This window comes from Paenibacillus sp. 4624 (assembly GCF_050435065.1).
Classification (GTDB): Bacteria; Bacillota; Bacilli; order Paenibacillales; family Paenibacillaceae; genus Paenibacillus; species Paenibacillus amylolyticus_D.
The window spans coordinates 132,785-148,738 of record NZ_JBNDJR010000013.1 but is presented as its reverse complement, the minus strand read 5'-3'; the positions used below and the strand labels follow the sequence as shown (position 1 = coordinate 148,738).

Here is a 15,954-nt window from a genome sequence, read left to right as displayed (position 1 = left end):
ATATCCTCCTAGAGTCTCATGCCCATGCGGCTTTTATATCGTTTTAAGAGCAGCTGTGATTCCACTTTGACGATGCCAGGCATCTTGTAGAGTTTCTCCAGTATAAACTGCTCCATCTCTTCCATATCAGCAAAAATACCGTGCATATGCAGGGTACTTGGGCCTGTCATATGATAGAGGCTGGTCACCGCTGGCTCATCATCCAGCATCTCCGCAACTTCATCCAGGAATCGCGGTTCCACATCGACATTAAAAAAGGCAGAGACCTGCAGCCCAACCTTGCCTGGATTAATGACAACGGTGAATCGTTCAATGATTCCTTTTTCCGATAATGCATTGATGCGAGCTTGAACGGCCACGCGGGATAGTCCGATCTGTGTACCCAGGTCTGTATAGGAAATCCGGCTGTTCTCATGGAGCGCGGCGATGATTTTGCGATCCATCTCGTCCAGATTGTACATTTGCGGAATTTCTCCGCCTTTGGAGGAACGTTTGTGAGACATGTTTAAACCATCCTTTACGTTTTCCTGTATGGAGTATCATTACAGCATTCATAGTTTAAAGACGAAACGTAACCTAAGTCAACAGGTTTTATGGATATTGTTAAAAATATATGAGAGAGTACCTTCATTTTGTCGCATGTATACTTGTTAAAGTGGCATGCCTATAAGTAATCATTAAATAAAAGAAGATTAGAAGTGTAACTTTTCCAAGTGTTACGTGTTTTTATTGATGAATAGGAGGAGGGTCAATGATATGAGAAAAAAGATTATGTTCTCAGTCTTAACTACGGTTGCAGTAATGTCAGGGGTGCTGGGTTCGGCATACGCAGCAGGAATGATTAAATTGAATGTGAATGGAACCCAACTACAAACGGATGTAGCTCCCAAGATGGTTAATAACCGTGTCATGGTTCCACTCAGTTCTGTGTCTAAAGCGCTGGGAGCATCGGTCGCGTGGAATGATAAAACCCAAACAGTTTCCATCGATACAACAGGTATCCCTTACGAAAATGTGTGGGATGAGAACATGAAGGATATTGGGCCCTTTGGATTAGCAGGTATTAATAATACAGTACAAGTTTTCATGGCTGGAATGGATACGGGAATTGAAGATCTTCTGGAGAAATCAACACTCAATATGGATGTGGATCGCTTGAAACAAGTTCACTTCTCTATGGGGCCAACGATGTTATCTACCAAGATTTTGGATATGAAAACTCTTAAAAAAAATGGTCAGACACCGGAGTATTCAGTTAGAGTGGGTATTCAAGCAGGAGGAGATGAATTAAGAGTTGAGTATTGGGATCTAACGGTCAGACTGGCTCCATACGTAGATAATGGAACAACCGTCTCGACTGGAGGAAAGATGGATTACGTAGTTACCAAACGGGAAGTCGTGAAAACTGTTCCGGTAAGTGTTCAACGTGTTTTTTCTGGATTTATGCTAGAAGAGTCTAAATGGACGGAACCAAGTAGCTAGATGCCAAAGAAACAGAGATGGTTAGCTACCACCTCTGTTTCTTTAATCTATAAGATGAAAATAAGTCGCAATCATGGTTTGGTTTATATGATCTCTTTAGAATGTAAAATGGTAGCCCTTATACAAGCACTGTCTTAGGCAGCAGTAGCGTAACCGTAGTTCCTTCGCCGGGTTCCGACGATACACGCAGCGTACCGCCTGCTCCCCTTGCACGTTCCTCCATGCTGAATAGTCCAACACCATTGCCCGCAGTAGCGTCGTTAAATCCGGCACCTTGATCTTCAATAACAACGAGCGTGAGCTCTTCCGTATCTTCTACGGTCACTTGTGCCTCGGCAACGTCAGCATATTTGGCTACATTGGTTAGGGCTTCCTGGATGATGCGATAGATGGCGATCTCCCGGTTCATCGCGAGCCGTTTGCGCAAATTGCATTCGAGAGTAACCTCGATACCGTAATGGCGGTTATAGTTCTCGATATAGGTTCGAATTGCAGGAACGACACCCAGATCATCCAGCACAGACGGCCGCAGTTCCCAAGCCATACCGCGAACATCTTCCATAATGCCGGTAACCTGTTTCCGTAGTGCTTCTACACCCGGGTTTGCTTGATCTGCCAGTAGGCGATCCATCTGAATCACGAGAGAGAACAGGCTTTGTCCAATCCCGTCATGAAGGTCACGAGAGATGCGCCGCCGCTCTTCTTCCTGAATGTTCATGACTTGCGACATCATCTGCTGCAGCTCAGCCTCCACTTGTTTCAGCTTGGTCACCTCACTGCGCACGGCTAAATACTGATATGGCTCACCATCGTTATCGAGGAAAGGCACAATCGTGGTATTCACCCAGTAATAACTGCCGTCTTTCGCACGATTCCGAATCTCGCCATTCCACACCTTGCCAGCAGAAATCGTGTCCCATAACGTCTTCATAAAGGTTTTACCATGGTAACCTGAGTTAATAATCCGGTGATCCTGACCAATGAGCTCTTCACGGTTGTATTGTGAAATTTCGCAGAATTTATCGTTCACGTACTGAATTTTACCTAAACGATTCGTCAGCGCTACAATAGAAGATTCGTCGAGTGCAAACTTCAAATCACTAAGTTGATGCAGCGAACCTTTCAGTTTGCTTCGGAATTCATCATCCGAGATGTGCCTGTCAATTTCGCTGAGTAGGAGCTGAACAGGTTGGTCAGCTAATCCGCTGAGTCTGTTTTTGCGTGGCTTACTCAAAGTTCAACAGCCCCTTTTTCATCGCAAACTTTACCAGTTCCGGTCTGGTGCGCAGGCCAAGCTTTTCCATCAGATTGCTTTTGTGGGATTCCACCGTTTTGACACTGATAACCAGATGCTCGGCAATTTCCTTATTGGCGTATCCTTTGGCAATCCAGGATAAAATCTCTTTTTCCCGATCAGAGAGTGTATCGTATGGCCCGGCATTTTCCTGCTTTGCTTTGTCCAGATACTCGCTCATTAATCGTTTGGTTGCACTTGGATAGAGGTAGGCGCTTCCATCGGCTACAGAACGAATGGCAGCCAGCAATTCCTCGTGTGGCGCGCTTTTGAGGATATACCCGGAGGCTCCCGCATGGATGGCACGGAACAGGTATTCCTCATCATCATGCATCGTAAGAATTAAAATCGATACATCCGGCATTAGCTTTTTTAACTCCGCCGTAGCGGTCAATCCATCCTTGCCCGGAGGCATACTGAAATCCATCAGAACGACATCGGGATTCACCTCCTGTGCTTTGGCAATAGCCTCGTCACCATCCGCTGCATCGCCAACGATATGTATATCGTTCTTACCTTCAAGCAGGGCGATTAGCCCAGAGCGTACAACCACATGGTCGTCCACAACTAACAGTCGAATCACATTCATTTCCCCCTGTCCGATTCCATCATCTGTCTCCATCATACCAAAAAAAGAGGCTTTTCAGAGGGGGAATCTCCGAAAAGTCTCTTATTGCGTGTTTTAAACATCAGGCATACATGGTTGATAGAAGAAAAAATAAGCAACAATCCCATGAATGCAATTAAATTCTGCTTCCTTAATCTGCTCATGCATATTGTTCCAATTGTCTGGCGGTTTGCTCGGTTTGTACAACCATCTCGGGGGAAAACGTGCAAGGGGTTCTGCTTCCCACCAGCAATACACCATTGGGCAGACCACCATCCTTGAACATGGGCACGGCTATAGCACATACGAGTCGTTCAGCAAGCATAAGCGGGCAGCGGTCCGGGATATATTCTCCACGGGACTGCTCATCCAGCATAACCGTGCGTCCGGTTCGTATCGCCGTGCCTACCAGATCTTGTCCAGGGCGCATAGCCATGCGTTTGACACGTTCATTGGTTGCCCCGAAGGTATATTTCCAGCGCAGCATTGATCCAGACACACAAGCCATTCCGCAAAAATCGCCGGCGGTGCTCTGACACAGGCCGCTCATCATCTCCTGAACGGCAGATGAGACTTCATCATGCATGAGGGACACTTCCTTTTTCAAATCATATGATGATCTGTTCTTCACTCGTTACGTTTCATTCATTATCGTGGTCGTTCATCGTTGTCACAACATATGGGTAGCCTTGAACTCAAGGTGCGTTGGATGAGAAAATCAGTTTACAATCAGGTTATTCCGATGTTAGTTCTATTGTAGACTGTTTCGTCAGCCTTGTAATTCAGGGAAAACCCCTATTTCCCTTCTGGAAACTGCTGAACGTGGGCACCGGATCACTCCGAGGAGCATAAGAATGAAAAAACAGCCGGCAATCAGCCAACTGTCTCGTTTGAATGTGTATTCTGGAATACGTTATATATCTAGGAAGACTCTCATGCAGATCAGAAAATGTACACGTATCTGTTTTCTACATTGTAAATGTGCTCAGTAATGCCGGCCATACTGCGATATTCTCATGGCAAGAGGGACATGTTGTTTTGCCTGCCAGATAGGGCAGATGTGCGGCTAGTGTCTGTTCTCCGATCCTTGCTGTCCGTTCTGCTAAAACTTGTGTCTCCTCATCTGTCCATGAAGAAGCTGGAATAATGGCTTGAGCCTCCTGATCAGGTTGAAAAACAGGATCTTCTGCATAAGCTTTCAGAGGCGCAGCATGATTTTCGTCAGGCCATATGTACACTTCATTTTCGCAAGCTGGGCACTCAGCTACATACTCATCCCCTTCCGAAAATGTCATCAGCATATTCGCGACAGGATAGGATTCGCGGAATGCAGCATCCGCAATGAGGATGTAACGTTTCTCCGTATCATCTGTGGATAGCTCAGCAGCTTCGGTCAGCACTTGTTCTGTCAGCGATCTGAGCTGGTCGATCGCTTTTAGATATTCAATATACATCTGCGTGCAGACAGTACTGCCCACCACATCGGCCAGCTCGGTCCAGGATGGTGGATATGGCGCTTGGTGCTGCTCATCGCGGCTTGCTTCAATAATACCGCAGTGGATAAACAGTTCTTTGCGCACCGCTACATCGGATGTCGTACAAGCGTAATGTGCCAGAAATGGCATGACGGCGTAGGTAGCCGTATAGATTGAATTTTGATGAAACAGATATTCCTGAAACAGATCGTTAAAAACCTCTTGGCTGAATTCCTGCTCCAGTTGTTGCAACAAGCCGGGTACATGTTTTGCTGAGCCATACGGGCCAGATAGTCTTTCCCAAACGTCATTATCACGGGATAACATAGGATTTCCTCCTGTTCTGGATATGGATAAGATGAAAGACTTGAAAATTTGAAGATTCACACGAATGAAGACTTATAAGGGTTTAAATGTATGCTAGCACTATCATGAAATATTGACAATTCAAGATTGGATTACTCGCAAACGAGGCCTTTAATGGGGATATGTGACTTTTCTCACAGCGAATTGGGGGAGTTTCCCCGCAAAGATCAGGTAATCCCCCGATAACCTTTCGAACTCTTTCACGGTATGATGTAAACATAAGGAATCACCGAGGGGGACGAAAGTTATGGGTACAGTATTTGTGGAAAGAATCACCCAAAAAGCAGAGCGTGCACAGACGGAGGCGGGCAAGATGACTCAGAGAACAGGTGGGATTCTGTCTTTTGTTACACCGGAGCAGTGGGATCTGATCGAAGAGAAAATGCAGCCTAAAAAAGTGAAGTCGGGATACAGCCTCTTTTTGGAAGGTGACGAAGCTGGATATCTGTACTACATTCGTTCGGGACGTGTGAAGTTGACCAAATCGACGGAAGATGGCAAAGAGATTATTCTGTCGATTCAGCAAAGTGGCGATCTGATCGGTGAATTTGGCGGTATTGGCGGATTGAACCACAGTTACAGTGCAGAGATGGCTGAAAAAGGGGAACTGGCTATCATCTCGCTGACGGATCTCGAAAGTGTGATTAGTAAAAATGGGGATCTTGCGCTGAAATTCTTGCAATGGATGGCACTTGCACAGCGAATTACACAGTCGAGATTCCGTGACCTGCTGCTCTACGGCAAAGCGGGTGCACTTGCTTCGACGCTGATTCGTGCCAGCAATACGTATGGCAAGATTGTTCCAGATGGCATCGTGCTGGAGATGAAGCTGAACCACACAGAACTCGCTGAGATGATCGGGGCGACTCGGGAGAGTGTTACACGTATGCTCGGAGCGTGGAAAGAGCAGGGCACCCTCGATATGATGGACGGCAAATTAATGATCCGGGATATGGCTGCGCTCCGCTGCATGTGTGGATGCCCTTCGTTCCCAAGTTGCCCGAAAGAACTGTGTCGTCTGTAGGGCAATTACAGTGGATTCAGATAGCAGAACAGATAATTAGAGAGAACGCACGGGTGGGGAGAACGCGATCGGAACAGAACGGAATGAATCGGACGAATCGGAATTGAACTGAACGGATACGGAACTGAAAGGCACTGAACAAAACGTAAACGGAACTAAATTGAACGTATAGGACAAAAGGGAACTAACGGAACGAAATAGAACAAAATGAACAAAACAAAATGAACAAAACAAAATGAACAAAACAAAATGAACAAAACAAAACAGAACAGAACGAACAAAACAAAATGGAACAAAGGAATAGGAAAAAACGGTAAGAAGGACAAAGCGGCGAGAGCTGTTTCGTCCTTTTTTCGTACTTTTCGGTATGAGGCTTTAGTAAACTATCGGGTCTCGATCCCCCGGCGGCTAACGATCACAGGTGACCTTATTTTATGTATTTTAGCCCGTTCGAAAATCTAACGATCAGGAGAAACGTTATTTCTCAAAATTTACAGGAAAATGCTACTTTCTTGCGGTTTTTTGGTGAAATAGCGTCACTGGTGATCGTTAGAATCCCAAACAGCTACAAAACAACCAAATAAGCTTCCTGGTGATCGTTAGAATCTTGGTTGCTACCTCCGTACCTCGCTTCACCCACAGGTAATCATACCTGTTATTTTATACTAACTCCCGATCCAGCATGGAGTAGAGTGCCGAGTCATGATATGACCCTTTATAGAACCAGTGCTCTCGCATTAAACCTTCACGCTGCATTCCGATCCGTTGCATGACGCGCTCAGAGGCCGGGTTTTCTGGACGGCATTTGGCATAAATCCGGTGAACGCCAAGTTCCTTGAAGCCAAAATGAAGTAATGCGCGGCAGGCTTCGGTCACATATCCATTCCCCTGATAGGCAGGGTGAAGGACATAGCCGATCTCAGCATTGGTCTGATCGACAAGGTGGAGCCCTGTGCCGCCGATGAGAAGTCCTTCCTTTTTCAAAACAATCGCAAGTTCATATCCTTCTCTCGGCTGGGCCAGCTGCATACGAAGTACATCCTGTACATAAGCCCGGGTATCCTGCTCCGTGTTCGGTCCCCATGCGGTGTGCTCTGTAACTTCGGGCATCGAAGTATACGTATGGATGTGAGGCCAGTCACTTTCTACAATCTCACGAAGAATTAATCTTTCTGTTTCAAGCTGCATCATGTACACTCCTTTGCTCCATTTCAGGTTCTTCTTCCCACTTGGAGTGGGTCATATAATCCTGCCTGAATGGATTCCGTATCGTATTTCATCCTATTGTAACGCACCATATGCACGCAAAAAAGCCCACGACCGAATTCATACATATGAATTCCTCGTAGGCTATTGGAAGATTACCAAATTCGTTCATGAGACGGTATGTTATTATGGTTGGTTGCAAGTCGTTGCAGGATAAGTGTAGGACAGCTTGCGGATGATCTCCTTTTGCCATCTTGTGTCACCCAGGTTAATCGCCAGGTTCAGAAGATCCAAATAATCGTCAAGCTGCAGGACAGCCTTTTGCAGAGTTGTGTTCATTCGATGTTCGTTCCCCTTTATCTATAAAGTCGTAAGCATGGTTGGCATCATCATCAGAATTGAAAATAAACAAGCTCAATAATGATAATCATTATCATATATAATGACATTATGCATCGAACGTAGGTAAATTGCAATGCCTAACCGCGCTATAACTCAACTTTTTTCGAAAATAGGCTTTTCCAGAGCACATATGGGATATAAACGCCCAAGTAGGAAGCAGGGACCAGAAACCAGCGGTTAAGCAAAAAGTGATGAATTTCCGTAGTGAACGTCGTCATATGAGCATTAGTGGCATAAACATCGCTGGCGATGACCGTTGCCACACTGTAGAAGCATAGAATAGCAAGGAGATGGAACAGCCGTATGGCCCATTTGGTTCGAAGAGCTATGAACGTCATGGCAAGTGGTACGATGATGAGGAGTAACAAAAAAACTATTTTCATAAGGGAAATCTCCTTAACTATTAGAGATAATTCTAGACTTAACCAACAGTATTCATTATCGACTTATTTAGTAGTCAGTATCCACGAAAGGGAGCTATCCCAAACTTTTTCAAAAAATTTACATAAATCGAGAGGAATTCATCATGTGAAGCTTTAAATTAAAAAAGAGACAAGTTTAATGAAAGCAATATGGAGGAGGAGAAAGGGTATATGAAAAAGGCGTTAAGGCAGCACTGGATCGGGGCATTCCTGGTCTTTATAATGATGGTAACAACGTTACTCGCTCCGGGGTATCAGGCTCCGGTTCAAGCCGCAGCACCACTTACCGTATCACAAGCGATTGCTGCCCAGAGCAGCGGAGGCACAGCAACCGTCGAAGGTTATGTTGTGGGACATGCGACCGGATCACTGACGGCCAAGTTTACCTCTCCGTATGCCAATGATTTCAATGTGCTGATTGCGGATTCTGCATCCGAGCGCTCGAACGCCAAACTGCTGGATGTGCAAGTATCTTCTTCTTTCCGTGCTCAATACGGACTGGCTTCAAACCCAGGTCTGGTAGGCAAAAAAATTATCGTGACGGGAACGCTTGGCGCCTATAACAGCTATGCCGGTGTCAAAAATCCTACGTCGATTACCCTCTCTTCAGGTACCACGAACCCTGACCCAGAGCCGAATCCGGGCACACCTCTTCCGGGCGGCAACGGCAAAAAAGTGCTGTTTGATAACACGCATGCTCAGACCGCAGGTGCGGCTGACTGGATTATCGATGGAGCTTTTTCAGACTTTGCGAGTGGCTTGCGAAACGCAGGCTTTACCGTGGATCAGCTGGAACGCAGCATCCCGTATACATTTGGTGAGCAAGCTTACACCTATAACAAATTGAAAGACTATGACGTGTTTGTCATTGGCGAAGCCAACGTGCCATTCAAGGCAACAGAGCAGGCTGCGCTCCTGCAATATGTACAAAATGGCGGAAGTGTCTTCTTCATCTCCGATCACTATAATGCAGACCGGAACAAAAACCGCTGGGATTCTTCCGAAGTGTTCAACGGCTACCGCCGCGGTGCTTTCCTGAATCCAGCCAAAGGCATGTCCTCCGCCGAAGCGGAATCCCCGGCGATGCAAGGCGTGACCAGTTCCGACTGGCTCGGAACCAACTTCGGCGTTCGTTTCCGCTATAACGCGCTGGGTGATGTGAATGCTACGGATATTGTTGCACCATCACAAGCGTTTGGCATCACGACAGGTGTACAAGCTGTAGCGATGCACGCGGGATCAACGATTGCCATTCTGGACCCAACCAAAGCTAAAGGTTTGGTGTATGTTCCGGCGGGCGTGTCCAAATGGAATAACGCTGTCGATCAGGGTGTATATAATGGCGGCGGAAGAGCAGAAGGAGCGTACGCTGCGATTGCCAAAGTAGGCGCAGGAAAAGCGGCGTTCATCGGTGATTCCTCTCCGGTTGAAGATGCAACACCCAAGTATTTGCGTGAAGAAAACGGAGCCACCAAGAAGACGTATGATGGTTTTAAAGAGGTGGACGATGCTACGTTCCTCGTGAATACGGTGAAATGGCTGGCGGTCAAAGAGAGTTATACCAGCCTGTCCCAAGTGCCAGGTCTGACACTGGATACAGCAACAAGCTTGTTGCCAATGGAGATACCGGCAAACTCCACCGAGCCACAGCTTGAGCCGTGGGCTGCGCCAGCTGCAGGGTACAAATGGTATGACCCAACGACATTTAAAGTTGGTTCGTACGGCAAGGCTCAATAATGGGGAGGTCAGGGCTAAATAAGAATTAGATAAGGATTTAGAATGACAATAATTCAAAATGCGAAGCAATGTTAACAAACGCAAAGAAGCTGGTGATGTCACTCAGCTTCTTTGCGTTTGTTCATTTTAAATAATCATGAATGATCTTCCCATCGAAGTTACTTGTAATTTTATACTTCATGGATGAGTTCTTCTTAGGAGATGCCTCGTAATCATAGACATCGATATACTTGTTATCATATAAAAACATCCCAATTCTTGCGCCTCGATCTACATAAACCAGCAACCTATAAACGTCATTAAAATCCTTGGAAATACTCGAATCTTTCTTCACTTCAAGGGCTGACAGAGTACTCGTTATTTTATAAATATCAGCTTTGGCTGTAAGCGTGACTTTTTGGTCATGCCCCTTTTCGATTTCAATGGAGGTTATCGTGTCGAAGTCAACATCGTTCCATGCAGCTTCCTGTAGAGACTTTGTTGAATTCATTGTAAAGAACCATAGTCCAACAGCTAAAAGGATGATCATACATGCCAGGATGTAGTAATTACGTTTTTGCATCATAACTCTCCTTCTTTTATCGTAATACATTCATTGTAACATTTATCCAAATGGTAATGCATAAAGCTTCTTTTCTCTGGGCAAGGTATGGGTACTCAAGCTTGTAATCCAAAGAGGGAGGCGGCACAAGATGAACCGGCATACAGGACAAGCGGACTGTGACAGTTCTTTGATGCGGCAAAAGTTAAAGGCTGACCTGCACCGCGTAGCAGAACGAATGAATCTGACATTATCGCGTTTCGATCATGACAGTGTCTGTTTGCTGGGGCAGTTTGCGGAGATTCGTGCCGAGATCAAACACATTGAAGTGCTTGCTTCTTCTTTTTATCTCGACTGTTATTTGTCCCCGTTTACCGAGAAGTTTGCAGAACTGACGTCCAGTGTTCAGCATCTATCTGACCGCAGGTATGGAGCGCTGATTGTCATTGAACGAGAGGTTCCGCTGGAAACGATGATTCATTCCGGTGTAGCGGTGGATGCCAGAGTAACTCATGCGTTGCTCGAATCAATCTTCATTCCCGGTGCGCCACTACATGATGGAGCTGTGCTGATTCGTGGCAACCAGATTGTATCTGCTGGCAATGTGTTGCCGTTATCCCAAGCCGAAGCCCACGAACGAAAGCTGGGCACACGCCACCGGGCAGCACTCGGATTAAGCGAGCTGACCGATGCGGTAGTGCTGGTGGTATCGGAAGAGACAGGACAGGCTTCTTTTGCGGTGGACGGGGCGTTGCATCCGATTAATGTGGTCGAAACGCTGACCTAGAGGATATAGCGGGATGGCGCGGGTACATAGGTACATAAACATGAGTACATGAGCACAAGCACATGGGCACGAGCACATGAATACATGAATGCATGGACATGTCTATGCATCCAGATCGAGTTATTGGAGAGGCTAACCAGTCACAGGGTGACAGGCAGAGCCTTTTTTTGCTGTGGAGAGATTTATTCCTGAAGGTATCCAATCTGATTGTTTGGCTTGGATACGAATTCAGAGAGAGTTTAAAAAGCGAACATAGTTATGTCCGTTTTGCACAAACTGGGTGGATATGGGTACAATAGAGGGTGGAGCGTAAATTAGAACACTGCGATTCGACGCTATGATTCGAAGCTGCGATTTTCGCAAAAATGGTTAGAGGAGACGGTTAGCACATGAGTTGGTTTGAAGCAATGGAGCAACATGATTATGAGGAACTTGTCCTGTGCCAGGATCGAAATTCAGGCTTGAAGGCCATTATTGCCATACACGATACAACACTTGGGCCTGCGCTAGGCGGTACACGGATGTGGACGTATGCTTCAGAGGAAGCAGCCATTGAAGATGCCCTGCGTCTTGCTCGGGGCATGACATATAAAAATGCAGTATCCGGTCTTAATCTGGGCGGAGGCAAAACGGTAATTATCGGAGATCCGCGTCGTGATAAAAATGAAGCGATGTTCCGCGCCTTCGGCCGCTACATTCAAGGGTTGAATGGCCGTTACATCACCGCCGAGGATGTCGGAACGACGGAAGAAGACATGAATCTGATCCATCAAGAGACCGATTATGTCACAGGGATCTCGGCTAGCTATGGCTCATCCGGCAACCCTTCCCCGGCAACTGCTTGGGGGGTATACCGCGGTATCAAGGCTGCTGCGAAGGAAGCATTCGGTACCGATTTGCTGGAAGGCAAAACGATTGCCGTTCAAGGCGTGGGCAACGTAGCGATGCATCTGTGCAAGTATTTGTACGAGGAAGGGGCGCATCTAATCGTAACCGATATCCATAAGGATTCCGTGAAGCTGGCGGTGGAACGTTTTGGTGCCAAGGCGGTTGATCCGGCGGACATTACCAGTGTGGCATGTGATATCTATGCGCCGTGTGCGCTCGGCGGTACGATTAACGACGATACACTCAAGACACTGAAAGCCAAAGTGATCGCGGGTTGTGCAAACAATCAGCTGCTGGAGCCACGCCATGGGGAGGAGCTGTATCAGCGGGGCATCGTGTACGCACCGGATTATGTCATTAACGCAGGCGGTGTGATCAACATTGCGGATGAGCTGAACGGATATCATGAAGATCGAGCATGGGCAAAGATCGGAGAAATCTACACGACGCTGGAGAAAATTTTCGAAAGTTCCCGCACCGAAGGCATCGCGTCTTATGTCGCGGCAGACCGTCTTGCCGAGCAACGGATCGAGATGATGAAGAACACGCGCAGCACCTTTTTGCAAAATAGCCATCACGCATTAAGCGCACGCAGACTGCGTAAATAAATCCTACCGGCCGAGCAACCGAAAGCTGGATTCATGTAAGACAATGTGTAAGACGATAGGTAAGACGAGCAGTGAACTAAAGGGACAATCCTGACGGTTTGGTCAAACGAACGTAGTAACATCCGAAAAATCTTTTTTGGATATCCTCCGTGCAGACCCAATTCAGTGTTGTCCCTTTTTGGTGTGACTGCTTTTTTTCGTATTAGCATAAGCTTAAGCGGAAGCTCTTATAAACCGAGGCTTGGACTTAAACACTTTTCGAGTAATCAGGTGATTCGATTCCACGTTTGTTCGAAGCGTTTTTTTCAATATACCAGAGAAGCACCATACAAATCGCATAGAACAGACTGATACCCAGAATAATGATCCATACACTCTTCATATCCACACTTCGAATGAACAGGCCCGTTAGATAGGGGCTAAGGGTATATCCCAGACAACCGACAAACAACAACAAGCCGTTAAATCTCCCCTGATGGCTGTCGGGTACGCGGGATGCAATATACAGATTGATATTGGTCTGCACCAGAATCTCTCCAATCGTCCAGAGCACCGTGGATACTACAACGATAGCAAATTGAGGCCAATCCCCGAGCAGGTATAGCGCACCAAATCCGATGCCATAAAAGAGAGCACCCGCCGCGATCGAGTTTAGAGCCGTGAAGTTGCGTGTCACGGACAGTACCAGCGTGGTCAGAAGGATGACGCTGATTGCATTAATGGTCATGACTGAGCCGTAGTAAGCTGCTCCATGTTCACCAAACGTATGATTCATCTGTAGTGGCAGGCTGAACGAGTATTGCATGTAGATAAAGTAGTTGAGGAAGGATACCACAATGAAAAAAACAACGAGCGGGTTCTTCAGCAGCAAAGGAAACAATGGCGAAGGCAAAGACTCTGATTCTTGTTGCTGCCTGGATGGATAGCTGCCTTGTTTATGTTTTTGCTGTTCCGGATGCTCGTGTTCTTGCTGTTGTTGCTTCCCATGTGGCTGTTGTTCTCCCTGCGGTTGCTGTGTGTGATGTCCCCGTTCCCCAGTCATAGTCTGCGTTATTTGGTCGCTCGCACCAACATGAACCTTTTTCCAAATGATGAAGGTAGAGATCAGAAATACGATACCGATACTCAGAAATACGATATGCACGTAATCCTTGATAAAAAAACCGGCAATCAATGGCCCAAGCGCGATACCGAGGTTGGCTCCGAGATACATCAGGGAAAAGGCTGATTTGCGCTCCTTCTCCTCCGGGCATAATTGAATAATTAAGGCGTTATACGCCGGGCGTGTAATACTGATGAAGAACATGACCGCAATCAGAAGATAACCGATGGTCATCGTGCCTGACCAGAAGGAGCAGCTCATGATCATAAGGGCAGACAAAATCTGCCCGGAGACAATGATCGTTTTTTTGCCAATCAGATCACTTAAATAACCGCCAAGCAGTACACCGGGGCCGCTAATCAGAGCCGCCATGGATACAAAAATCCCCGCACTGACCACACTCATGCCCATCTGTAGCGTAAGCACCAAGGTGATCAGGGAGAAAATAAAATCCCCCGTGCTGTTAATGGTTCTCGCCAAGCAGAGATAATAGATGTCGCGGCTGAGTCCCGCGTATGTTTTGAATAAAGACAATCGTTTCAAACCTCCCCAAGAAAAACACAATCCCAGTAAAAAAACTACTACGTTAAGTTCGTTCTCTACTGCGTATTCACGATCTTATACGTTTTCGGGAACCGCCACCTCAATGACAAATCGATCGTACATCTCCAGTAACGTCTGACGTAATTCCTCGAATGAATCACCTTCCACAATAGCGAACCCTGAGCGGGTCATCGTGTCGTTTACAGCCCCGGCGTGTTGCCCCACTTCATAGGAGACGTTAAATTCAATGATGCCTGGAACGTCCGTATAATCGTCTCTGCCGGAGATGTGCTGGATCACTCCTGCGCGGGAGGGGAAGCAGATCATACCCGTGAATTTGTTGCTGGTTTCCTGCTGCATAAAGGTATATGTACCGAGTTCCAGATCCGTCACTGCTTCGAAAAAGTCCACACCATGCGTGTTCTTGATGCAAGGCGGCATCACATGTGAACCCCCGATTCTGGCTCCAATCTCTCCGAAAACCACTTCGCCTTCCGGCGTGAGGAACAGCTCCGCATGGGTTACCGATTGATTGATGCCAAGCGCGGCGATGACTTGTCTATTGATGTCCTGGATACGCTGGATAAAATCCGCTTCTGTGTCTCTGGGGAAGGTAATGCTAGCCGGAGGTTTCTGCTGCGTTGCGATATCCAAACAGTTGTAGAGGTACTGGGAAACGGAAGCAAATACCACTTCTCCCTTGCACACAATGGAGTCACAGTGGAACTCTGTCCCGTAAATGAACTCTTCAAGCAGATCTCTTTGCTGTTCTTGTCTTGTATGTTGCAGATAATGGAGGAGTTCCTCCATGCTGGACAGCTTGAATGTGTTGATACTGCCGTAACCGCTGAGCGGCTTCACAATGATAGGGAACCCATATGTAGCGGAGAAACGAAGATAGTCCTGTTGCTGGAGCGCAATGGCCGTTCTGGACGTGCGGATTCCGCGCTGATGCAACATTTGTTTCATAATCCACTTGTTCCGAACCGCCTCGGCCTGATTGCGCTGCATGCCCGGAATGCCGAATTCGGAACGGAGTTGTCCGCCGATCTCAATGGCATTCTCACCTGGAGTTAACAAAGCAATGATGGAGTGAGATTGCAGAATATGCTGGATATGTGCCCGGATGGCGTCCACAGATTCGAGATAATCTACGTACCTAATCTCATCAAAATAAGCTTCAAGCCGTTCGGGATGATGTAATTGATGGCGTTCAATAATCAGAATCTTTCGGCAGTCTGTATATTTGGTCAAGGGTTTCACGAAGTTTAAACCAAAGGGTAGCCTGAAATCAGATATGAATACGATCGTTTTCATATATCCTCCTGGATAAAATTTGAAATAATGAATGGTTTTCACAATATTATAGCTCATTATTTTCAGTTTTCAATACATTTTTTGTAAAATTTTATGCACAATTGTACATATTTTTGTTGCGTTGAAGTGTTAATTGACAGCAGGAATTTTTTG

Annotated in this window: 16 protein-coding genes; 5 read left to right on the top strand and 11 right to left on the bottom strand. The window is 46.6% G+C overall.

Going from position 1 to position 15,954, the window contains the following annotated elements:
• Positions 1 to 8: 8 nt before the first annotated feature.
• The gene (locus tag ABIE27_RS25870; protein ID WP_090918940.1) at positions 9 to 503 is read right to left on the bottom strand and encodes an Lrp/AsnC family transcriptional regulator; all 495 of its coding nucleotides are present in this window, start codon (positions 501 to 503) and stop codon (positions 9 to 11) included.
• A gap of 253 nt (positions 504 to 756) precedes the next feature.
• Here ABIE27_RS25870 and ABIE27_RS25865 point away from each other — a divergent pair, with 253 nt between their 5' ends.
• On the top strand, positions 757 to 1,482 hold the full coding sequence (locus tag ABIE27_RS25865) for a copper amine oxidase N-terminal domain-containing protein (RefSeq protein WP_161556971.1): 726 nt from the start codon (positions 757 to 759) through the stop codon (positions 1,480 to 1,482).
• A 118-nt stretch (positions 1,483 to 1,600) separates the two neighbouring features.
• Here ABIE27_RS25865 and ABIE27_RS25860 read toward each other — a convergent pair whose 3' ends face one another.
• From ABIE27_RS25860 to ABIE27_RS25845, 4 genes are all read right to left on the bottom strand, one after another.
• Positions 1,601 to 2,716: a PAS domain-containing protein gene (locus ABIE27_RS25860; RefSeq protein WP_123065465.1), complete on the bottom strand. Its 1,116-nt coding sequence runs from the start codon at positions 2,714 to 2,716 to the stop codon at positions 1,601 to 1,603.
• Positions 2,709 to 3,359: a response regulator gene (locus tag ABIE27_RS25855; RefSeq protein WP_123065636.1), complete on the bottom strand. Its 651-nt coding sequence runs from the start codon at positions 3,357 to 3,359 to the stop codon at positions 2,709 to 2,711. Before ABIE27_RS25855 ends, ABIE27_RS25860 begins: the two co-directional genes overlap by 8 nt.
• Positions 3,360 to 3,543: 184 nt before the next feature.
• Positions 3,544 to 3,969, bottom strand: coding sequence for a GAF domain-containing protein (locus ABIE27_RS25850; protein ID WP_123065466.1), 426 nt, complete (start codon positions 3,967 to 3,969; stop codon positions 3,544 to 3,546).
• A gap of 382 nt (positions 3,970 to 4,351) precedes the next feature.
• The gene (locus tag ABIE27_RS25845) at positions 4,352 to 5,185 is read right to left on the bottom strand and encodes a hypothetical protein (protein ID WP_429351873.1); all 834 of its coding nucleotides are present in this window, start codon (positions 5,183 to 5,185) and stop codon (positions 4,352 to 4,354) included.
• A gap of 286 nt (positions 5,186 to 5,471) precedes the next feature.
• On the opposite strand from ABIE27_RS25845, the gene ABIE27_RS25840 reads away from it, so the two are divergent.
• Positions 5,472 to 6,248, top strand: coding sequence for a Crp/Fnr family transcriptional regulator (locus ABIE27_RS25840; RefSeq protein ID WP_123065468.1), 777 nt, complete (start codon positions 5,472 to 5,474; stop codon positions 6,246 to 6,248).
• 660 nt (positions 6,249 to 6,908) lie between these two features.
• Here the strand turns inward: ABIE27_RS25840 and ABIE27_RS25835 are convergent.
• The 3 genes from ABIE27_RS25835 to ABIE27_RS25825 form a co-directional block, all read right to left on the bottom strand.
• The gene (locus ABIE27_RS25835) at positions 6,909 to 7,436 is read right to left on the bottom strand and encodes a GNAT family N-acetyltransferase (protein ID WP_123065469.1); all 528 of its coding nucleotides are present in this window, start codon (positions 7,434 to 7,436) and stop codon (positions 6,909 to 6,911) included.
• A gap of 204 nt (positions 7,437 to 7,640) precedes the next feature.
• The gene (locus ABIE27_RS25830) at positions 7,641 to 7,793 is read right to left on the bottom strand and encodes a hypothetical protein (RefSeq protein WP_192895129.1); all 153 of its coding nucleotides are present in this window, start codon (positions 7,791 to 7,793) and stop codon (positions 7,641 to 7,643) included.
• Positions 7,794 to 7,942: 149 nt separating this feature from the next.
• Positions 7,943 to 8,239 carry a hypothetical protein gene (locus ABIE27_RS25825; protein WP_123065470.1) on the bottom strand — a complete coding sequence of 99 codons (297 nt, stop codon included), beginning with the start codon at positions 8,237 to 8,239 and terminating at the stop codon, positions 7,943 to 7,945.
• A gap of 261 nt (positions 8,240 to 8,500) precedes the next feature.
• On the opposite strand from ABIE27_RS25825, the gene ABIE27_RS25820 reads away from it, so the two are divergent.
• Positions 8,501 to 10,015 carry a DUF6359 domain-containing protein gene (locus tag ABIE27_RS25820; protein WP_429351890.1) on the top strand — a complete coding sequence of 505 codons (1,515 nt, stop codon included), beginning with the start codon at positions 8,501 to 8,503 and terminating at the stop codon, positions 10,013 to 10,015.
• 121 nt (positions 10,016 to 10,136) lie between these two features.
• Here ABIE27_RS25820 and ABIE27_RS25815 read toward each other — a convergent pair whose 3' ends face one another.
• Positions 10,137 to 10,577 carry a hypothetical protein gene (locus ABIE27_RS25815; RefSeq protein ID WP_123065472.1) on the bottom strand — a complete coding sequence of 147 codons (441 nt, stop codon included), beginning with the start codon at positions 10,575 to 10,577 and terminating at the stop codon, positions 10,137 to 10,139.
• A 130-nt stretch (positions 10,578 to 10,707) separates the two neighbouring features.
• Here ABIE27_RS25815 and cdaS point away from each other — a divergent pair, with 130 nt between their 5' ends.
• Together cdaS and ABIE27_RS25805 are read left to right on the top strand one after the other, a co-directional pair.
• A complete protein-coding gene (gene cdaS, locus ABIE27_RS25810; protein WP_123065473.1) occupies positions 10,708 to 11,343 on the top strand; it encodes a sporulation-specific diadenylate cyclase CdaS in 636 nt (211 codons plus the stop codon).
• Positions 11,344 to 11,732: 389 nt separating this feature from the next.
• A complete protein-coding gene (locus ABIE27_RS25805; protein WP_123065474.1) occupies positions 11,733 to 12,839 on the top strand; it encodes a Glu/Leu/Phe/Val family dehydrogenase in 1,107 nt (368 codons plus the stop codon).
• A gap of 247 nt (positions 12,840 to 13,086) precedes the next feature.
• Here ABIE27_RS25805 and ABIE27_RS25800 read toward each other — a convergent pair whose 3' ends face one another.
• Positions 13,087 to 14,475: an MFS transporter gene (locus ABIE27_RS25800; RefSeq protein ID WP_161556972.1), complete on the bottom strand. Its 1,389-nt coding sequence runs from the start codon at positions 14,473 to 14,475 to the stop codon at positions 13,087 to 13,089.
• A gap of 84 nt (positions 14,476 to 14,559) precedes the next feature.
• Positions 14,560 to 15,801: an ATP-grasp domain-containing protein gene (locus ABIE27_RS25795; RefSeq protein ID WP_161556973.1), complete on the bottom strand. Its 1,242-nt coding sequence runs from the start codon at positions 15,799 to 15,801 to the stop codon at positions 14,560 to 14,562.
• Between the last annotated feature and the right edge of the window lie 153 nt (positions 15,802 to 15,954).